Genomic DNA, 18742 nt, shown 5'->3' on the forward strand with positions numbered 1-18742 from the left:
GGTGAGCCAGCGGTCTCCCCGACGAACAACGCAGCTGAGAATGCACTTCGTGAACCAGTCGTTCTCCGGAAAATCATCGGGACACTCCGGAACGATCGAGGTATGTTCGTTCACGAGACGATCTTGTCCCTGCTGGCGACATGGCGCCAGCAGGGACGCAATCCCTACGAAGAACTTCGCCGAGTCGTCAGCAACAATGAGATGATCTCACGGGCTCACGCTGTACCGGCTGTCGAGACTTCGGGGTAAACTCATACCACGAAGGTAACCTACGTGAATACTTCCCAGTCACATAATTGTTAACTTCAACCCCGGTAGTGGATATGGTACGGGCTAACACCGGCCCAAGATTACAGGGACTAGCGGCAAGACGCCCGATTATCGGCACGCGACGGGGGACTATCCGGCCGATTTTCTGTCGACGACCGACACTCGAGTGTGGATTTCATACTGCCGGAGAAAACGCCTCACACAATCGCCCTCGAGGGTGATCCGTACGAAGGCGACGCGAATCGAGAGACGATCGTTATCCACCGAGGAAGTCCTGGCGAACCTGCTCGTCGGCGAGCAACTCGTCGCCGCTTTCCTCGTATCGGTTCTGGCCCTGAACGAGGACGTATCCGCGGTCACAGCGTCGCAACGCCTCTTTCGCGTTCTGTTCGACGAGCAACACGGCCGTTCCGTCGGCGTTGATCTCGTCGATCCGGTCGAACATGTCGTCGACCAGATCCGGGGCCAACCCGGCACTCGGCTCGTCGAGCATGAGCAACTCCGGTTCGAGCATGAGCGCCCGACCCATCGCGAGCATCTGCTGTTGGCCGCCGCTCATGGTCCCCGCCTTCTGTTCTTTGCGCTCACGGAGGATCGGGAATCGATCGAAGACGTCCTCGAGTCGGTCTTCGGGAACCTCGTCGAGGATGTACGCGCCCATCTCGAGGTTTTCCATGACCGACAGCGACGGGAACACGTTGTCGTTCTGTGGAACGTAGCCGACGCCGGTCTGGATGATGTCCTCGGGTCGGTAGCCGTGGATCTCCCTGCTGTCGAAGACGATGGATCCGCCCATGTACTCCGTCAAACCGAAGATCGACTTCATCACCGTCGACTTGCCGGCCCCGTTGGGGCCGACGATCGTCACGTACTCGCCGTCCGCGACGTCGAGGTCGACGCCCTCGAGAATCTGGAGGTCGCCGTAGCCAGCATCGAGGTCGGAGACTTCGAGCAACACCATCAGATCTCACCTCCGAGGTAGGCCTCGATCACTTCTTCGTTGGATTTGATGTCCGCCGGATCCCCTTCGGCGAGAACCGTTCCCTGGTGCATGACGATGACGTGTTCGCAGTGGTTCATGATGACGTCCATATCGTGCTCGACGAGCAGGAACGTGTAGCCCCGTTCCTGTAGTTCGTGGACGTGCGAGAGGAGTTTCTTCTCGAGCGACGGGTTCACTCCCGCCATCGGCTCGTCCAGTAACAACATCTCGGGATCGGTCAACAGCGCCCGTGCGAGTTCGAGCAGTTTTCGCTGGCCACCCGAGAGATTTCCGGCGTACTCACCCGCGAGATGATCGATCTCGAAGAACTCGAGCATCTCCCACGCGCGCTCTCGAAGCTGTTCTTCCTGATCGACGACCTCCCGGCGGGCGATCGGCACGACGGATCGCCACAGCGACTCCCCGAGCTGGTTTTTCGGCGCGAGCATCATGTTCTCGAGAACGGTCATCTCGGGAAGTTCGCGGGCGATCTGGAAGGTCCGGACGAGCCCCTGGTTTGCGACCCAGTGTGGGTCCCGACCGGTGATGTCGGTTCCGTCGAAGACGACGGCCCCGTCGTTCGGGTCGTAGACGCCGGTGATGCAGTTGAACGTCGTCGATTTGCCGGCGCCGTTGGGACCGATGAGTCCCGTTATGCTCCCTCGTTCGACCTGGAAGTTCGCGCCGTCGACGGCGGTGATGCCGCCGAAGTGTTTGACGAGGTTTTCGACCCGGAGAATCGGATCGTCGACGGGACCACGACCCGTCCGTTCGGTCGCAGATTCGGCTGATTCCGCCGCCTGGTGAGGAGTCGCGGCGGCCTCGGATTCTGCTGTCTGTTCCGAGTCACTCATCGGTGTCACCTCCGTCGGTCGCCGTCGGTCGACGGGAGAGATCCGTGGCGGCGGCGAGTTCCTTTCGGTGACCCAGGAGTCCGTCGGGTTTCCAGATCATGAGCACGATCAAAACGACGCCGACGAGGACGAACCTGAGTTCGTCGAGCGTTCCGATCACGTAGCCCAAAAGCGGGAGTGGATCGCCAGCGGCGAGTTCGACCCCGGCGTCGTAGATCGTCTGCGGGGCTCGAACGTCGACGTTGGCCCGAACGATGCTCCTGATGAACCGCGGCCCCTGCCAGAGGAACGCGGCGAACACGAACGCACCGACGATGCTACCAGTGTTCGATCCGGATCCACCGACGATGAGCGCGACGAAGATGTAAAACGTCACGATCGGCATGAAGCTATCGGGGTTGACCCGACTCTGACTTCCCATCCAGAGGATTCCGGCGAGTCCCATCAACGCACAGCCGACGACGAAGACCGTGATCTTCACGCGGTCGGTGTTTTTCCCGAGCGATCGGGCCGCGAGTTCGTCCTCGCGGATCGCTTTCAGCACGCGACCGAACGGCGAGTACGCGATCCGGGTGAGAAACAGGTAAAACGCGACGACGAAGAGGAGCAACACGCCCGTGTACAGACCGCTCTGGATGATCGACGACTCGATGCCGACCATGTCCCCGAGTGCGAACAACTGATCGCCGGCGAAACCGATAATCGGTCGCTCGAGCAGCCACGGAATCACGCTGTCGACAGGCGTGTAACTGATACCGCTTCCGCCGCCGGTGCCGTACTCGGTGTCCCCGACTTCGACGGAGCGAAGCGATCCGGAGAGCAACGCGAGTCGGATGATTTCGGAGAGACCGAGCGTGACGATCGCGAAGTAATCGGCTCTGACCCTGAGGGCGGGAAGCGCCGCGACGAGTCCGACGAGACCGGCGGCGATCATTCCGCCGACGACGCCGATCGGGATCGGCAGTCCGAGGCCAGCGGGCGACCCGTCCGGCGACGCGGTCAGAAACGCCATCGTGTACACCCCGACGGCCATGAACCCGGCGACGCCGATGTTGAACATCCCGGTGTATCCCCAGTGTAAGTTCAACGCGAGGACGACTAGGGCGTAGACGGCGGCGAAAAACGTGACCAGACGCATGAAGCCGACGGTCTCGTTCAGGCCGACACCGGTCAGCAGACCGATAATGGCGAACATGGCGTACGTCGCGACGACGATGCCCGCGATCAACACCAGGTCCGAGGCCCACTGTGGCAGGTCGGTTTCCTCGAGCGGGTTGAGAGAGTTCCCCGCGTTTTCGCCGTCCAGTTTCGACGATCCGCTCATGCCGTTTCCACCCCGCTGAACAGGCCGTCAGGCCGGAAGATCAACACGATGATCATCAACGTGAACGCGGCGATCTCGTTCAGGTCCGAGGGGATCCAGATCAACGAGAGGTTGATCGTCAACCCGATGACGAGCGATCCCGCGAGCGCGCCGTAGATGGATCCGATCCCGCCGAGGATAACCGCTGCGAAGATCAACAGCAGCAGGAACCAGCCGAGGTTGATCGTGATCTGGCCGCGGTCGAGGACGATCAGGTAGCCGGCAACCCCGGCCAGACCGGATCCGATCACCCACGTCGCGAAGATAACTCGCTCGGTCGGAATACCGGTGATGAGCGCGAGGTCTTTGTTGTCGGACATCGCCCGCATCGATTTCCCGAGTTTCGTATACTGCAACAGGAGGTGAACGCCCAGAATCAGTGCGAGCGCGGCGATCACGAGCGTAGCCTCGTGGAGATTGATCGTCCGTTCGGCGAGAAACGCCGGCAACTCGAGCCAGACGAGCTCCGACAGCTCCGGCTGTGGCGGCGACGCGACGACGATTCGCGTGTCGGTCGTGTAGACGAACGCGATCAGATACCGAAGCGCGAGCGCGACGCCGACGCTGGCGATCAACAGCGGAATGCCGCCCGCATCCCGGAGTTGGCGGTAGACGAGTCGGTCGATCGCGAGCGCGACCAGAATCGTGACGATCGCAGCGACGACGAGTCCGAGAATAATCGCAACGGGCGCGGCCAGCACGTCCATTCCGACGCTTCCGGGCTGTGCACCGCCGTCCGCTCGAAGCAACAGTCGACTGCTCAGATCCGCGATCCCGATCCCACCGACGAGATACGCGACCGTCCACCCGGAGAACGCACCGGTCGTCACCAGATCACCGTGTGAGAAGTTCGCGAATCGCAGGATGCTGTAGGTCATCGAGAGGCCGATCGCGGCCAGCCCGATGTACAGCGAATCGACGATCCCGTTCCACGTGAACGACCACAGTCGACTGAGCGGAAGTTCGCCAGTGACGAGCAACCGGACCAGATCGAGAATAAGAATCCCGATCAGAGCCAGCAAGAGACCTCCCACGACCTCTTGTGCTGTGACGTTCGAAAGACGCCCCCTTCCGTACCCTGTACTCATACGTGCGAGTGTTACACCGCGAGTTGAAATAGTTCACGCCGCGCCTCCCCCGATTTCGGCCGGGAGCGTCCGAACAGTTCACGGGCGGTTCCCCGTCGGCGGGAACCGGTGAACGGCTCCGACAATCCCGATCAGACGTCGCCGTAGGTGCCGAGACGGGTTCCGTCGAGCAGGTACGCCTCGGCGTCTGCGATCCCTCGAGGAAGAAACGGCGAGAGAAACGACCGGTCGGAGACGTTGACCCACGTTCCGCCGACGAGGTCGTTAAACGCCGGGACGACGACGAGCTGTGGTGGCGTTCCGTCCTCGAGCCAGGCCACGTCCTCGTACTCGGGGCGTGCGCGAAACGGCTCCGGATCGGCACGTCCCCGCAGCCACGCTCGTTCGACCCGACTGCCGCCGATTTCGTCCTCGAGACGGACGCGAGGGTGTTCGTGTCCGAGACAGATCACGTCGCTCTCGAGGACCGACGGCGCCGGCCAGGTGTGTCCGTGACAGATGCCGAGTCCGTCGAGCGCGACGCCCTCGCCCGGAACGACGGTCACGGTGTTATCCTCGTCGTTCGATACGTCATCACCGAGCCAGGTTTCGATGAGCCCGTCGTGGTTTCCCTTGACGATCGTCACATCGAGTGTGGCCGGAACGGACTCGAATAGCACCTCGAGCTCGCCGCGCTCGGCACCGCCCGGATCGCCGATCGAGTGCATCAGATCGCCGAGAACGACCAGCCGATCCGGTTCGGTGCGCGCGACGAGTTCGAGCAATCGGCGCCGTCGGTCGGGACCGCGGCTGGGAACGTCGACGCCACGTTCGTATCGGAGAGCGTGTTCGTAGCCGGCGTGATAATCCGCCACGAGCAGCGCTCGCTCGGCGCCGTCGGTTGCGATCGCCGCGGGCTCGCCGGGGACGGGCTCGATCCGCGTACCCGATCCGGGTCGGTCGTCCGGTTTCACGTCGAATTCAGATCGGTTTCAACGTGCCGTCGTCGGGTTCGTAACACCGCCCGCCCATCAGCGCATCCTGGATGGCGTCTTCGACGTCGGCCGACGGTGCGCCGGTTTCCGACTCGACTTTTTCGACGACCGAGTCCCGATCCGCGCCGTCGCCGTCGTCCAGTTCCGTCATCGCTTCGACGACGTACTCCTGCAGATCGACGTCCTCGGCCGGCTCGTCGTCTTCGGGCTCGTCGGCGATTTCCCCGGCTTCGTCCTCCTCGTCGGTGGCATCGGTTTCGTCCTCGGTAGCGGCGATTTCGGCCTCGTCGTCCGTCTCGGCGGTTGCCCCGGCTTCGTCCTCGGTAGCGGCGATTTCGGCCTCGTCGTCCGTCTCGAGGTCGGTTGTCTCCTCGACGGGTGAGCTCACCGACTCTTCGTCGAGCGCCTCGTCGCCGGAGGATCCCACCGACTCCGCGTCGGCCGTCGATTCGTCCCCGAGCCGCGACGCCGGCGGGGCCCCGAGTTCGTCCTCGTCGTCGGATTCGGGCGTCGCGGTTCCGGTTTCCGATTTAGCGACGTCATCGGTCACGTCGGCACCCGACGCGCTCGAGGCGGATTCCGCGTCGTCGGCTCCGGAAGCGTCGTCGGCGTCCGGAACGTCGATGTCCGCCTCGCCGGGGTCGTCGACTTCGCTTCCCGTCGTAAACTCGGTGCCGAACTCCGACTCGAGCCGTTCGCGCTCGTCGTCGTCCATTTCGTACATCCCTGCGTCGGAATCGAGGTCGTCCTCGGTCTCTTCGCCTGCTGGTTCGGCCACGTCGTCTCCGTCCTCGAGAGAGGGGCCTGTCGTCGCGTCGGCCTTTTCGGCGGCGGAATCACTCGCCGAATCGGTGTCCGTTTCGGGCGCTGTAGCGGCAGGTTCCGTTAGATCCGCGCTATCACCGTCGGAACTCGATTCTACCGAAGTCGGTTCGTCCCTCGACCCGCCGTCCGGATCCGATTCGTCGACGGTACCGCCGCCGGCCGTTCCCGCGACCTGTCCCGCCTCCGCCGGGGTCGTTTCGGCGGGAGCGTTCGCAACCGGCTCTGCCGGCGCTTCGCTCGTCTCGAGGGCGTCGAAGCGAACGCTGGCGAGATTCGAAAGCGATTCGAACGTCGAATCTCCGGAGACGGAGTCGGACGGACCGACGTCGAGGGCGCTCACCTGGTCGCGCTCGTCGGCGACGACCTCGACCGCCTCGAGCGCACAGTCCCGGAGCGAAGCGAGGTAGGCGGGTGTCGTCCCGTAATGGTTCTGTGCGAGCGGGATGCCGGCCGCGAGGCCGTGCTCGACGTCCGACGCGAGCAGCGCCTCGGTGAGCGCCTCTCCGCCCGCCTCGAGGTTTGCAGCGCCGGCGTACGTGCCGATGCGGTCGAGGGTTTGCTCGGCGGCGCTGACGACCCAGCGATCTCGGGTGTCCGCGTCGACGGTCGCGATGCTCTCCGGGCGTACCGACGTGTAGATCCGATCGGAGTCGTCGGGCTGGAAGGTGCGTGCCTTGCCAGTCACCGCGACGAACGCCGGCGGCTCGAGCCCTTCGAGGACGGCCAGTTCGTCCGGCTGGTACTGGCCGGCGTAGACGACGAACGCGCCGGTCGGGTCGACGATTCGTGCCCGAACCATCTCGTCGTTGACCGACGTCACTTCGGTGAGCGTCCCGACGACGAACAGGCGGTTCACCCGAGCGCCAGTCGGCGTGACGACGTAGTTGGGCGCTCGCTCCTCGTCGCTTTCGGTGTGTGAAAGCGTCGCGTCGTCGTACTCGGCCGCAAAGAGGCGATAGGCGAGTTCGCGTCCCTGGAACTCGTCGTCGTCACCGTTCGCGCTCATGCGTCTACCCCCTCGAGGAAGGCGGTCGCACGCGCCTCGGGATCGTCGCTACTCTCCTCGAAGGTTTCGGCGTCGAGGTTCGCCCCGTACTCGTCGACCGAGAGGTGACCGCGTACGCGGTACTCCCGCCCGACGATCCGCTCGCGGATCCGGTCGGCGACGACCTCCTGATCCATCGCTTCGCGGGCCTGTTCGAGGGCGTCCTCGAGCGTTCCGCCGTAGACGTCCTGGGTGAGTTCGTCGTCGAGGACGACGGTGACGGCTCCGGTTCCGTCGTCGAGGATCGCTTTCACGCGCATGTCGTCGACCCCGTCGACCTCGCCGTGGGTTCGGCACTGTCCTTTCTGGATGACGCGGTGACACTCCGGACAGCGCTGGATGAGCCCGGAGCCGTCCCGGACCGCGATGAGGTTGCCGACGACCTCGACGTCGTAGATGCCGCCGGTTGCGACCGCTTCGCCGACGCCCATCTTCGTCGTGTCTGCACCGACGTCGATCTCCTCGTCGAGCGTCGTGACCGTCGAGAACTCCGAGACGTTGACCTCGGGGACGCCACGAAACTCCTGGACGTAAGCGTTTTCGATACGAACCGGGCCGCCGTTTTCGATTTCGGGTGCTGGTTCCCAGTTCGTAAACGGGAGACGCCCGCTCTCGTCGCCGAAGACACCGCTCAGGATCTCGGTCTCGCCGTCGCGTCCGTCGATCGTCCGTCGCTCACACTCGAGGACGGCCACGTCGACGGTCATCGCACGGTCGCCCGTCTCGAGGTCTGCGAGCCGCGCGTTGCCGCCGATCTCGTGTTGGATTTCGGGGGCGTCGTCGGTAAACGAGAGCGACGTGCTCTCGCCGAGGTTGAGTTCGGGTTCGCCGTCCCACTCGCGGACGCCGGCGTTGCCCGCTGTGATCGCGTCCCCGGGCGAGAGTCCGAAGTCCTCCCACGCGGTGTAATCGATGACACCCGTTTCGTCGCCGAGTCTCCCCTCGACGATGACGTGGTCGTCACCCTGGTACCGGATCGACCGCTTGCCGGCCGTCAGCACGACGCCGGAGACCGTGACGTTTCCGTCGTCGGGGTCGATGTCGGCGACGTCTTTCGTCGACGGCGCTGTGGCCCCGCCGCTCGAGCCGTCGCCGTACTTTCGTCGGAGACTCCCTTTGGCCTCGTCGATCGGGACACTGTACTCTACCAGGTTCTGCAGGTCGGATTTGACCTCCTCTTTGTCGACACCGAGGTCGGAGGCGAGATCCTCGGCATGATCGTCGAGTTCCATCACTCGGTTTTTCGGGCGGGGGCGTAAAAAGCGTTCCCGCACGCGTGACCGTCGTCGATCCCGATACCGTCTGCGGTGGTGCCCGAAAGAATCGCCTCGGAAGCGGCCGGCCCGCGACCCTCGGTCCGCGATCAGGGCACGTCGTACGTCCGCTCGAGGTGATCGATCAACTCGATTACTCGTTCGGACTCGTACGTCCAGAACCCGTAGTATCGTCCCTCCGATCGTTCCTCTGCGAGTAACGCACAGCACTGACGTTCGTCGTTACCGCCGTCGAAGACGACGAACCAGAAGTCGCCGAGTTCGCTGCCAGGTTCCGAGACGACGGCGACGTCTTCGACGGTCTCGTCCCAGTCGTCGTCGATGAACACCGTGATGGACAGGGTTCCGCGGCCGGCGAGCCGTTCGTAGACGTCTCGCTGTTCGAGAAACGGCGTCTTCCGCTGGAAACCGGTGTACAGCCGTCCGTCTCCCACCCGCCACGCTCGGTCTTCGATCTCTCGAGTCGTCGCCAGCATCTGTCGGCGATCGTACGCGGCAAACAGCGTATTCTCGAGGAAATCGAACAGGTCCTCCGTCTCGATTCCCGTGTCTCTCAACTCCCACGGCGGGTGTATCTCCGGAGAGAGAACGGCACCGAACTGGTCGAGTCCGAGCGCCCCCCGGAACGCTCCGTCCGGACCCCGTACGACGACGAACCCCGGCTCGCGCAGGCCGGTCACCGGGTTGTGAACGACGTCGACGTTGACCGTCGAAAACTGCTCTCGAAGCTCGCCCGCCACGTGGTCATCGGTCGTGTACACCGTCAGGTTCGATCGGCGTCGTTCGACGGCGTCGATAGCGTCGCAGAGGCTATTCATCGGTATCGACCCCGAGGAAGGTGTAGATCGGTTCGGGAACGTTCCGTTTTGCAACCGTCCCCGCCTTCGGGTCGAACTCGAGGAAGCCGTGATCCTCGAGGCGAGGAAGCGTCGAATGATAGAGGTGAGTCCGGGCGCGGTCGTACTCGGATTCGGTCGCCATAGACGCTTCGGAAACGGCGTCGTTCGCCGCGATAATCGCTGCGAGTTGATCGGCCGTCGTATCCGGATGGTCGTAGAGATAGATGATCGTAAGACGCGTCGCTGGCACCGAGAGCAAACGCAGCAGTTCGTCGACGGAGAGGTGGGTATCCGCCTCCTCGAGAACGCCGACTGGTCCGAGATCGTCGTCCATTTCGGTTCCCCTTCGTTGTTGGTAGCTTCGTTATCAACGGACAAGTACTCACTGCCATAACTGTTCATATAGGCTGTCAAGACGCCAGATATTTGCATTACATGTGTATAAGAGGATAAATAAGCCACAATCGAGTTAACATTCCCACAGCAGCCGAACGCATAGCGGTCCGACGAACCGATACTCTAGTCTGCGTCTTTTGTGGCACGTGCAGGCAACAGGATATCGTTCTGACTCGATGAATCGTTCGTATGGTCGTCGCCACAGCAGTCGTCTTCCTCGTCAGCCTCCTGCTCGGAGCAGTGGGTATCTACGCAGGCGCACGAATCATCGTCGGCGCGAACGACTTCGATCACGCGATCGTCACCGCCCTGCTCGGTGCGATCGTCTGGACCGTCGTCGGCTACCTCGTCGGCTGGATTCCCCTACTCGGTCCGGTCGTCGCGCTCGTCGCTTACGTCGGCGTGATCAACTGGCGGTACTCCACCGACTGGACCGCGGCCGCGATGATCGGTCTCCTCGCGTGGATCACGGTTCTCGCCGTGTTGTACGTCCTCGCGTTGGTCGGGGTCACCGGGTTCGAGGCGGTCGGCGTCCCCGGCGTCTAGTGGCGGTCCAAGACTGAACTTCACGGGGAGTGGCGGTTCAAGCATGGACTGACGGGCAAAATCATGTGGTGGGGCTCGATTCCGCTCATCAGTCGATGGTCGGAACGGATGATTCGTCACGTCTGGGCGAGCGAACGACCCGAGAGCGGTTACCCGGCTCCACTCAGACGGTGAATTCATTTGAGTGGCCGATCCGGTGTATCTATGGAACGAATCGGCGCGGCGCTGGGCGGACTCGCGTTCGTCGCGGCGATCTTCGGCGGCATCGTCGTCATCAGAATCCTCACGCGGGCACTGTACGCCGCTATCTGGTTCGCCGAGACGGTCGCGACGCTCGGGTTCGCCCTCCTGATCGGCTACGTCGTCTACCGCATCCTGCTCGGCTCGAGCGACGATCCCCGCCGGATCGATTGAGCTCTGTCGGACACTCGACCACGGATCGCTCGAGCGCGGCCGTCTCCGCCAGTAACGGCCGCCGCGGTTACGTAGTACGCTCGAGTTGGTACTCGGTCCAACTGCGACTAACGAACAATATCCTAACGTTCTTTACGTTGGTTGAATAACGTACAGACGCGCACTTAAGATGCGCAGGAGCCGGAGTTCTAGCTTGGAGGCTCAGACTCCGGCTCGTACGACTCCCGCGGAGCGGGAGCAATCCACCATAGAAAGCGGCGAAATAAAGACCTACCGACGTGTCGTCGACTCACGGTCGTCGTCGGTCCCCGAACCAGCAGCGACTGCTTTGGGTCTCTGGCTGGATCGTTCCCCGCTCCGTCGGGTCTCATCACTACACATGAGCACACAACTCACGATCCACTGCGACTGTGGTACCGACGTCCGGACGGAGACGACCGACGATGCGGTCGCCGGCGAGAGCGCGATCGTTTGTCCCGACTGCGAATCGGTGTTCGCGACGACGATCGTCGAACTCACTACCGATCAGGAGAGGCCCCGCACTCGCCACGGCATTCGCTCGTGTCGCGGCCCGTGAGGGCCTCGACCGGCCGGCTGCCACCGCTGTAAGAGTACGGAGACACCGAGGCGCGAACGTCGCTGCTCGAGTTTCCCGGCGGCGTCTCGGTTTGGTTCGAGTACGAGGACTACCGCGTCGTGTTCGGGCTCGAGTTCACTGGGGCCTACATCTTCGTTCAGATATCTCTCGCCGGTATTCGTCGGGGGATCATATCCGTCATCGGTACGGTCGAGAAATCCACTGCATCGGCAGTCGGTTCGAACCTGCTATAGTAACAACTGGAACTTTTTTACACTGATCGCACAGCTCACGGCTCACTTCGTTCCCCGCTCGCAATTCCGCGGTTCTCGCTCGTTCCACTCGCTCCGAACCGCGCACGCTCCGAACCGCGCACGCTCCGAACCGCGCTCTCGTCGTGCGATCAGGTGTGCAGTGACTTCCAGTGGCTACTATAGGTATACTTGCGTGTTGACCGCCGGCGGTTCTGGAAATTCTGACACCCATTTACAAGATTTTTAATACTTGTGTCATCTTGTATGGATATGCTGTCTGCCCTCCACTCACGTAGCATTTCTCAGGTATGGCAGATTGCGATATCCGGTATGCTGGTCGCACTATAGTAACAACTGAAACGATTGACACACCGATCGCCGATCTGTCTGGCGATCGGGTGTGCAATGACTTTCAGTGGCTACTATAGTTGTCAGTGTTATTCTCGGCTGGGTGCTGGAATTTGAAACGGACGGGTTGATAACGGTAATCGGTGCAGTCATTGCAGGAGGGATCGCAGGTACTCGGTCGGTTGACCCGAGCGCTGCTGGACTCCGCACCGGGCTTTTCGGTGCTAGTATCGGAATTTTGTTCTCCCTTTCCGACGTACTGATGATTGTTACGGAGTCAGCGGGCGTCATACCTGTGTTTATTTATACTAGTGGGTTCGCGCTGGTCGTAATGTCCCTGTTGGGGTGGGTCTTTGGTCGTCTTGGCGGGTGGGTGACGAATACGTTGAGTACACGCTGACCTGTACTGACCGGCAAATCAGTAGTCCACTGATCGGGGATAGTCGGTCAAACTACGTGGTAATCGGGAAATCACGGACGTACACTACATTTGCTTAGTGACCGCTTGGGTTCCTACCAATCAGCGTACCTCTTCGAAAAGTCGTGATGGATACAGGGCGCGAATGTGGCACAGACTAAGGGGCAATCTGCGAGGGGAGTGACCGATCAGCACAGACTATCAAAGTAAGTCTCTGAACTCAATCTACAGTAAGATCGTTCACTCGTTCGTATGCTGTTTCGAGACGTTCATTTTCGTGATAACGGATCGTTTGGCTCCGAATATCGTAGTCAATAACGCCTGCATCGGCCATTTTCGGGAGATGATGGTGCTGGAGATCAACCTGAATGTCGTCGTGATTCGGTTGTACACCTCGTCTCTTTCCTATTTTCAGTATTGTATGCTCGGTCGCTTCTTCAAACGATCCGCTATTCTCGGGTTTGTCCCACAGGTATTCTAATAGAAAGCGACGACGGTGATTTGCCAAAATGTCGAGAACGGCATCAAGAGATAACGGGATTTCGTGAAGCGACTGCTCCCCTGACTCGTCCGATGACTCGTTATTGGGTGTCATTCTCACTCACAGCCACTATCGTGTATAATATCCGAACAGATAGAGTTACGCCCGTAGGTTCGTGACGTTCCGTTCACAGGTTTCTACACCGGATGGTTCGAGGACAAATATCAAAGGCTAGCTGCACTCCTTCTCTGGATTCAGCAGGCATTTTCTGACAGAATCCGAGTAGGACTTCAGTCTTTGTTGAATGCATAGCGGGTCTGCATCAAAGAGATTCGACGAAGTCGCTCACCACATCATTAAACCGTTCTGGTTCCTCGACAGTTAGACAATGCCCGCTTTCCTCGAAGAGTTCGACTTTGGCGTCAGGGATCAGTTCCGCCGCGTGCTCAACCGCCGGGACACTTCGCCACTTCTCGTCTGCTCCGGCGCACACGAGTGTCGGGACGTCGATGGCAGGTAAGACGTCGCGGTAATCGCAGAGCAACTCGAGAAGCATCGCACTCTTGATCGATGGAGGCGTTCGAGACATTTCGTCGAACATCATCGTTCGCAGTTCCCGGGAGGACGCGTCTTTGAGCAGCAGGTCAATCGTCCGTTCGATGACTTCTGCCGGCTCCGACTGAATACGCCGGTGTAACTCTGTGAGTCCATCGACGTTGTATGACCCGTGCTCGTTGTCGTCGCGCTCCATCGGTGATGGCTCCATGTCCACATCAACGAGTGCTCGCACGCATTCGGTACCGAACCGGTCGATATACTCCCACGAGACGATTGCGCCCAGCGACCAGCCGACGATGACGACATCATCAAGATCGAGGTGATCGAGAATGGCGTGAACATCTTGGGCATATTGTGCGAGGGTATGACCGACTTCTGTCTTCGTCGACCGACCGTGGCCTCGAAAATCGAACGCGATGGTGCGGTACTCGGGGGAAAGGCCGGTTAGCTGGGCCTCGAAATATCGGCACCCTGCCCACGCGCCATGGAGGAAGAGAATCGGTTTCCCTGTTCCGTGATCCTCATAATAGATCTCTGCATCGTTGCAGCGCACGAGTGGCATAACAGTGATTACAGGCTGTACAAGTACATAATCATATCACGTACAACCGTAATGAAATGTTGCATCCACCCTCTGTATCTTGCAAGGACTCTTTGCCTGCTTCAGGATAGAGTGAGCGAGGCATGCGAGATACACGGTGCGAATGTCGCACGAGATATGGCCAAGAAATAGTTGAGCATAGTGTTTCCTAAAACAAGCAGTCCAAGGGACGTACGGTTTCTACGTCTGGATCTGAGTAGACATCAAGCCATGTACTAGCCGATAGAAGTCACTCAGAAGGCGTAACAGTCACAGCATCATCGTCGATTGTGATGCTACATCCCTCATATTGAAATGGCATCAAGCAGTTGGTCTGCTCTCCCGGTTCAGGGGTGAGAAGTGTATTAAGCGCGTCAGGATCGATGGCTTCGTAAAGCGGGGATAACGCGGCCACCTCATCCTCATCGCTACCAATTTCTGGAGTGATGGATTTTCCTGTTACGTTAGATACTGCAATTACAACCGACTCACTTGGCGATTCATCGAAATCACGTTCGTATCGAATCGGACTCGTACTGCCGATCTCCGAGTCCTTCTCGTTCATATTGGAAAGGCCCATTATAGAAATTGTCGAACGAAAATTGACCGGGAGTTAGTCAGTTACCCTGAAGATTCACCAGATGGCCGTCCGAAGGGTACACTGGTAACGAAGTATCAGAAGAACAGATAACGCTCACCCATACCGTTCCGTGGAAATGACGTCCAACTGGTTATCGTACGTGAGGTTGAGTTCCTCATCCTCCAGGTGGATCGTCATCCGGATACGAAGGGGATCCTCCGAAAGGAGCTCTTTCTCTACGTCAAGGAGGAGACCGAATTGTTCGGGCGTCCCAAAGTCGAATTCAACCCCGTGATCGTAGTAAAATGCAGCCACCGCCGGTTCTCTCGTCAGATAATTGGATATCGGCATCGACCAGCGGTACTCACACTGCTTACAGACGTGAGTCACGAGTATCCAGAAAATCGACTCGCAGTGCTCACAGAACTGGTATTCCTCCCAATCGGGCTGGTGATCATCACAGATATAGATCGAAGTGATGGGCATGTCACCCGCACACTCCGGACACACGCCATCAATGACCGATACCCGACGGTGGGCAGCCCAGATCCAATCAGCGTGGCCAATCTCGTTCGGGGTCCGGTTCCGCACTCCCGACGGCGGGAACTCGCTCATGCTGATGACGCCCGGGGGAAAGCTCGGGACACACCGCACGTCACAGTCGGTGCATTCTAGATAGCGCCATCCATCCCGGTAGCTGCACAGCGTCTGTCCACCACAATACGGACACGAGACGTCGATCTCGACCGGTTCGATCTCTGGATGCTCCAGGGCGATACCGGAGAGGAGCATTCGGACGATCCGTTTGCCCGATTCCCTGAGTTCGTAGCCCTCCTCGGAGTTGCGAACGAAGTGGGCCGTGAGTTTATCCAGGTGATAGTGGATTTGACCGGGGTCGTCGACGGTGACTCGCTCCCGGAGATCGGCGAACCGCATCGGCGACGAATCCGTCGGATCGTCGCCCTCCCAGAGGGCTTCCAATAATTCGAGCCGGGTTTCGTCGGATAGCAGCTTGAAGGCCTCGGTTGTGGCGGCCGTATCCGGTTGGCTCGTATCCTTCCGGGGCGATCCCTCCATACGTGTTGTTGACTAGCACGGCACAAAAACCCCCACCGCACGTCACTACGATCAAGTGCCGCGTTGGGTTCGGGCTCAGACCCCAGTAGATCGTCAGCCCAAACCTCAACAGCTAGTATACCTTATTGAAGATTCGTTCTATCGAAATTCCGATTGAAACCTCATTCAAATAACATTTATTTCGGAGTCCGTCGAATGGTAGTTGAGGATTGACGATGAGGGGTATGGAGACCCGAGCTGACCCCAACCAAGTCCGCGATAACCGAGGGCTCACTGAGCGAGCACTTGGTAGTCCGGTCAATCTTCAGCCCTCGAGGAGGCAATACATGTCACAGACACAAAAACAACGAGAAGCGAATAAACGAGCCGCACACCAGGTCTACGACGTTTGGGACGGTGGCGATATTGAGTCGCTTGACGACATCATCGCCGAGGACGTTGTACTCCATGGTCCCGAGCCGGTCGGGACCGTTCACGGGCGGGAGGCGTACACGGACAATCTCCGGATGATCCGGGCGGGATTTCCGGACTTGTCCTTCGAAGCCCACGATGTCGTCGCCGAAGGCGACACGGTGATGGCGAATTGCACGTTCGGGGGCACTCATAAGGGCGAACTGATGGGAATCGAACCGACCGGAACCTCGGTCGAGGTAAGGTGGTTCGGAAGCTACCGGTTCGACGACGGAGAGTTGGTCGAAGTGACCGGCCTCCCCGACCTGTTCGGCGCCTTCCTGCAAGTCGGCGCCGTCGACCCGCCTGGAAGCCCGTCAACAACGGAAGCCGAAAACAAGGAGATCGCCCGTACCTACGCACACGAAGTCATTAGTGAGGGTAACCTAGACCTTATTGATGAACTCTTTGCAGACGATTACGTCGAGTACAATTCTGCCCTCCCCGAGCCAATTCACGGCCCGGAGGGGGTCGAGGAATACGTTACGAAGCTTCGATCCGCGGTTCCGGATATCAATTGTGGGGTCGAGGATCTGATCGCCGAGGGCGACATGGTGGTCAGACGAGACCGGGCTACCGGGACCCACGAAGGCGGGTTCATGGGGGTCGAAGCGACGGGGGAGGCCGTGGTAGAGGGCCACCACATCCACCGAATCGAGGACGGGCAGTTCGTCGAGTCGTGGGCTCAAAACGACGTGATGGGGCTCCTGATGCAACTCGGTGTCGTCGAGCCACCCGGAAAATAACGCGACCCACCGTTCAATATTTTCTTCCTCGACGAATCGAAAACTCGAGGGGTGACAACGTGATAGATATATGCTCTGTGCTCTAAGTCGGTCACGCAGGTTCTGACAGTGATCAGAAGGATTGTTCGGGGGCTGCTGCAGAGAGAGCGCGAATGCAGCACAAGCTTCCTGTTCCGCTTGATGTTCGGTAGTCCTTATCATGGTGTGTGTCATAGAGCACATTAGTCCTTACTCGGAGTCCCCATTGGAGGCAGATTCCTTGTTTTGGGCACCTGGGGAAAACAATGGCAACAACAGCAGATACAGCGGAGAACAAACGAATTTCACGACGGTTTCCAGAAGAAGTCGCAACCGAGCGTAACCTAGACCTCATCGATGAGATCTGTGCCGAAGGTGTGATCGATCACAGCCCGCTTGGAGAGATGAAAAGCCGCGAGGAACTCAAGGAACAAATCGAGTACCTTCACACAGCGTTTGAGGACTTCTCCGCGACCGTCGAGGACATCGTCGCCGAAGGAGATACCGTCGCTATGCGTGTACTCCTTCGAGGGAGGCACAATGGAGAGTTCATGGGTGTTGCGCCTACTGGAGAAGAATTTGAGGTCGAAAATATGGTCTTCACCCGTATTGAAGAACGCAAAATCGTCGAACGATGGGTCCAGCCTGACATGCTCGGATTGTTTGTACAGCTAGGGATCATCGAACCACCCGGAGAATAATCCGGCCACCCCAATATTTCACTCCACACGAGTAAGTTATCTCAGTCACTGTCGATACTGCTTTGCCAAATTTAGGTCTGTATCGCGTCCGCTATTCCCCCAACTCCCGAATAGGTTGGCCGTCTAGTTCAATGACAAAATCGCGTATTCAGCAGCGGCGTTTTAGGCCGTCCCGTCTTCCAGTCTCTCGGCAAGCCGCGGCCTCGGTTCAGTCCGGAGAGCGGTGCCAACGCCAAGTAGTACGAGTCCCCATAGCACCATCATCACGAGAGCAACCACTTCGAGTTCCCAGAGAATCGTATTAGCGATGTAAACAAGAAGGAACACCCCTCCCGCCACCAATAATCCCCCAGTAATGCGTTTGACGGCCTCAGTCTTCCAGATGGCGGCCCCGAATGCCAGAAACCCGAGGGCGAGGGCAGCTAACGTCCCCATCCAAATGACGAGTTCGAGAATCCCGGGGTTCCAGCCGGTAACCGAAACGACTGCAAGCATGACCAACGCAAGGAGAGCACCGACGATAGCAATCGCTGCTCCGAGGGTACCGACATCGGTTAATCGAGCGGCACGATGCTGCAATTTCGGACGGAGTCCACCCATTCCAACCGCGACGAGCACGAATACGGCCACCAATGCCAGTTCGAGACCGATCTCTGGCACGGTCTCTCCGAGGGCGATGAGGCTTACTACGACGAGCGTGAATAACACGCCTCCGAGGAGGAATGCCAGGGCACTCGACTGTTCGAATGTCTCCCACTGTGGCTTGGTAACAATTCTCGTAGACATATGGTTGGTACGCGACTCAAGAAGATCAGCGTATATATTGGTCTGAAAACCAGATTGAAGGGATCACCGTAGGTATCTGCCTCACGTAATCGTTGGAAATATACGAAATTGACGCGACCACCTTGAGGAATACACGCTCTATATTCAGCAGCCGACTTTTAGCACATTTCGGATAGGCCAATATAGTAGCCACTGAAAGTCATTGCACACCCGATCGCCAGACAGATCGGCGATCGGTGTGTCAATCGTTTCAGTTGTTACTATAGCTGCTTCGGTAATTGCTTACCCTGTACTTACC

Annotated in this window: 19 protein-coding genes and 1 pseudogene; 6 read left to right on the plus strand and 14 right to left on the minus strand. The window is 59.5% G+C overall.

Annotation, left to right across the window (positions count from 1 at the left end; all coding sequences use genetic code 11):
- Nucleotides 1–249: pseudogene (locus tag EA473_RS13405) on the plus strand (IS66 family transposase); the annotation flags it as partial.
- A gap of 277 nt (nt 250–526) precedes the next feature.
- Here the strand turns inward: EA473_RS13405 and EA473_RS13410 are convergent.
- The 9 genes from EA473_RS13410 to EA473_RS13450 form a co-directional block, all read right to left on the minus strand.
- Nucleotides 527–1231 (minus strand): ABC transporter ATP-binding protein, encoded by a 705-nt coding sequence (locus EA473_RS13410; RefSeq protein WP_124196171.1) that lies wholly within the window; start codon nt 1229–1231, stop codon nt 527–529.
- Nucleotides 1231–2106: an ABC transporter ATP-binding protein gene (locus tag EA473_RS13415; protein WP_124196172.1), complete on the minus strand. Its 876-nt coding sequence runs from the start codon at nt 2104–2106 to the stop codon at nt 1231–1233. Before EA473_RS13415 ends, EA473_RS13410 begins: the two co-directional genes overlap by 1 nt.
- Nucleotides 2099–3430, minus strand: coding sequence for a branched-chain amino acid ABC transporter permease (locus EA473_RS13420; RefSeq protein ID WP_124196173.1), 1332 nt, complete (start codon nt 3428–3430; stop codon nt 2099–2101). Before EA473_RS13420 ends, EA473_RS13415 begins: the two co-directional genes overlap by 8 nt.
- Nucleotides 3427–4557 carry a branched-chain amino acid ABC transporter permease gene (locus EA473_RS13425; RefSeq protein ID WP_124196174.1) on the minus strand — a complete coding sequence of 377 codons (1131 nt, stop codon included), beginning with the start codon at nt 4555–4557 and terminating at the stop codon, nt 3427–3429. The genes EA473_RS13420 and EA473_RS13425 overlap by 4 nt, the downstream gene beginning before the upstream one ends.
- A gap of 131 nt (nt 4558–4688) precedes the next feature.
- A complete protein-coding gene (locus EA473_RS13430; protein ID WP_124196175.1) occupies nt 4689–5510 on the minus strand; it encodes a metallophosphoesterase in 822 nt (273 codons plus the stop codon).
- Nucleotides 5511–5517: 7 nt separating this feature from the next.
- A complete protein-coding gene (locus EA473_RS13435) occupies nt 5518–7362 on the minus strand; it encodes a hypothetical protein (protein WP_124196176.1) in 1845 nt (614 codons plus the stop codon).
- Nucleotides 7359–8633: a Single-stranded DNA binding protein gene (locus EA473_RS13440; protein WP_124196177.1), complete on the minus strand. Its 1275-nt coding sequence runs from the start codon at nt 8631–8633 to the stop codon at nt 7359–7361. The genes EA473_RS13435 and EA473_RS13440 overlap by 4 nt, the downstream gene beginning before the upstream one ends.
- 131 nt (nt 8634–8764) lie before the next feature.
- Nucleotides 8765–9493 (minus strand): DICT sensory domain-containing protein, encoded by a 729-nt coding sequence (locus EA473_RS13445; protein ID WP_207890182.1) that lies wholly within the window; start codon nt 9491–9493, stop codon nt 8765–8767.
- A complete protein-coding gene (locus EA473_RS13450) occupies nt 9486–9848 on the minus strand; it encodes a DUF7344 domain-containing protein (RefSeq protein WP_124196178.1) in 363 nt (120 codons plus the stop codon). Before EA473_RS13450 ends, EA473_RS13445 begins: the two co-directional genes overlap by 8 nt.
- 251 nt (nt 9849–10099) lie before the next feature.
- On the opposite strand from EA473_RS13450, the gene EA473_RS13455 reads away from it, so the two are divergent.
- From EA473_RS13455 to EA473_RS13465, 3 genes are all read left to right on the plus strand, one after another.
- Nucleotides 10100–10456, plus strand: coding sequence for a hypothetical protein (locus EA473_RS13455; RefSeq protein ID WP_124196179.1), 357 nt, complete (start codon nt 10100–10102; stop codon nt 10454–10456).
- A gap of 204 nt (nt 10457–10660) precedes the next feature.
- Nucleotides 10661–10870 (plus strand): hypothetical protein, encoded by a 210-nt coding sequence (locus EA473_RS13460; RefSeq protein WP_124196180.1) that lies wholly within the window; start codon nt 10661–10663, stop codon nt 10868–10870.
- A gap of 379 nt (nt 10871–11249) precedes the next feature.
- The gene (locus tag EA473_RS13465; RefSeq protein ID WP_124196181.1) at nt 11250–11447 is read left to right on the plus strand and encodes a hypothetical protein; all 198 of its coding nucleotides are present in this window, start codon (nt 11250–11252) and stop codon (nt 11445–11447) included.
- Between the two features lie 1240 nt (nt 11448–12687).
- Here EA473_RS13465 and EA473_RS13475 read toward each other — a convergent pair.
- From EA473_RS13475 to EA473_RS13490, 4 genes are all read right to left on the minus strand, one after another.
- Nucleotides 12688–13062: a DUF7344 domain-containing protein gene (locus EA473_RS13475; RefSeq protein WP_124196183.1), complete on the minus strand. Its 375-nt coding sequence runs from the start codon at nt 13060–13062 to the stop codon at nt 12688–12690.
- Nucleotides 13063–13270: 208 nt separating this feature from the next.
- Nucleotides 13271–14068: an alpha/beta fold hydrolase gene (locus tag EA473_RS13480; RefSeq protein WP_124196184.1), complete on the minus strand. Its 798-nt coding sequence runs from the start codon at nt 14066–14068 to the stop codon at nt 13271–13273.
- Nucleotides 14069–14336: 268 nt separating this feature from the next.
- A complete protein-coding gene (locus EA473_RS13485) occupies nt 14337–14651 on the minus strand; it encodes a HalOD1 output domain-containing protein (RefSeq protein WP_124196185.1) in 315 nt (104 codons plus the stop codon).
- A gap of 129 nt (nt 14652–14780) precedes the next feature.
- Nucleotides 14781–15743 carry a winged helix-turn-helix domain-containing protein gene (locus tag EA473_RS13490; protein ID WP_124196186.1) on the minus strand — a complete coding sequence of 321 codons (963 nt, stop codon included), beginning with the start codon at nt 15741–15743 and terminating at the stop codon, nt 14781–14783.
- Between the two features lie 215 nt (nt 15744–15958).
- On the opposite strand from EA473_RS13490, the gene EA473_RS22565 reads away from it, so the two are divergent.
- Both EA473_RS22565 and EA473_RS13500 read left to right on the plus strand, forming a co-directional pair.
- Nucleotides 15959–16939, plus strand: coding sequence for an ester cyclase (locus EA473_RS22565; RefSeq protein WP_124196187.1), 981 nt, complete (start codon nt 15959–15961; stop codon nt 16937–16939).
- 284 nt (nt 16940–17223) lie between these two features.
- Nucleotides 17224–17658 carry an ester cyclase gene (locus EA473_RS13500; RefSeq protein WP_124196188.1) on the plus strand — a complete coding sequence of 145 codons (435 nt, stop codon included), beginning with the start codon at nt 17224–17226 and terminating at the stop codon, nt 17656–17658.
- Between the two features lie 162 nt (nt 17659–17820).
- Here EA473_RS13500 and EA473_RS13505 read toward each other — a convergent pair whose 3' ends face one another.
- Nucleotides 17821–18444, minus strand: a complete 624-nt coding sequence (locus EA473_RS13505; protein WP_124196189.1) for a hypothetical protein — start codon at nt 18442–18444, stop codon at nt 17821–17823.
- Between the last annotated feature and the right edge of the window lie 298 nt (nt 18445–18742).

This window comes from Natrarchaeobius chitinivorans (assembly GCF_003841505.1).
Taxonomy (GTDB): Archaea; Halobacteriota; Halobacteria; order Halobacteriales; family Natrialbaceae; genus Natrarchaeobius; species Natrarchaeobius chitinivorans.

Bases quoted from the DNA above. Each gene is read 5' to 3' on its own strand.
- EA473_RS13410 (WP_124196171.1), bottom strand. From the start codon at position 1,231: ATGGTGTTGCTCGAAGTCTCCGACCTCGATGCTGGCTACGGCGACCTC.
- EA473_RS13415 (WP_124196172.1), bottom strand. From the start codon at position 2,106: ATGAGTGACTCGGAACAGACAGCAGAATCCGAGGCCGCCGCGACTCCT.
- EA473_RS13420 (WP_124196173.1), bottom strand. From the start codon at position 3,430: ATGAGCGGATCGTCGAAACTGGACGGCGAAAACGCGGGGAACTCTCTC.
- EA473_RS13425 (WP_124196174.1), bottom strand. From the start codon at position 4,557: ATGAGTACAGGGTACGGAAGGGGGCGTCTTTCGAACGTCACAGCACAA.
- EA473_RS13435 (WP_124196176.1), bottom strand. From the start codon at position 7,362: ATGAGCGCGAACGGTGACGACGACGAGTTCCAGGGACGCGAACTCGCC.
- EA473_RS13440 (WP_124196177.1), bottom strand. From the start codon at position 8,633: ATGGAACTCGACGATCATGCCGAGGATCTCGCCTCCGACCTCGGTGTC.
- EA473_RS13445 (WP_207890182.1), bottom strand. From the start codon at position 9,493: ATGAATAGCCTCTGCGACGCTATCGACGCCGTCGAACGACGCCGATCG.
- EA473_RS13450 (WP_124196178.1), bottom strand. From the start codon at position 9,848: ATGGACGACGATCTCGGACCAGTCGGCGTTCTCGAGGAGGCGGATACC.
- EA473_RS13455 (WP_124196179.1), top strand. From the start codon at position 10,100: ATGGTCGTCGCCACAGCAGTCGTCTTCCTCGTCAGCCTCCTGCTCGGA.
- EA473_RS13460 (WP_124196180.1), top strand. From the start codon at position 10,661: ATGGAACGAATCGGCGCGGCGCTGGGCGGACTCGCGTTCGTCGCGGCG.
- EA473_RS13465 (WP_124196181.1), top strand. From the start codon at position 11,250: ATGAGCACACAACTCACGATCCACTGCGACTGTGGTACCGACGTCCGG.
- EA473_RS13475 (WP_124196183.1), bottom strand. From the start codon at position 13,062: ATGACACCCAATAACGAGTCATCGGACGAGTCAGGGGAGCAGTCGCTT.
- EA473_RS13480 (WP_124196184.1), bottom strand. From the start codon at position 14,068: ATGCCACTCGTGCGCTGCAACGATGCAGAGATCTATTATGAGGATCAC.
- EA473_RS13485 (WP_124196185.1), bottom strand. From the start codon at position 14,651: ATGAACGAGAAGGACTCGGAGATCGGCAGTACGAGTCCGATTCGATAC.
- EA473_RS13490 (WP_124196186.1), bottom strand. From the start codon at position 15,743: ATGGAGGGATCGCCCCGGAAGGATACGAGCCAACCGGATACGGCCGCC.
- EA473_RS22565 (WP_124196187.1), top strand. From the start codon at position 15,959: ATGAGGGGTATGGAGACCCGAGCTGACCCCAACCAAGTCCGCGATAAC.
- EA473_RS13500 (WP_124196188.1), top strand. From the start codon at position 17,224: ATGGCAACAACAGCAGATACAGCGGAGAACAAACGAATTTCACGACGG.
- EA473_RS13505 (WP_124196189.1), bottom strand. From the start codon at position 18,444: ATGTCTACGAGAATTGTTACCAAGCCACAGTGGGAGACATTCGAACAG.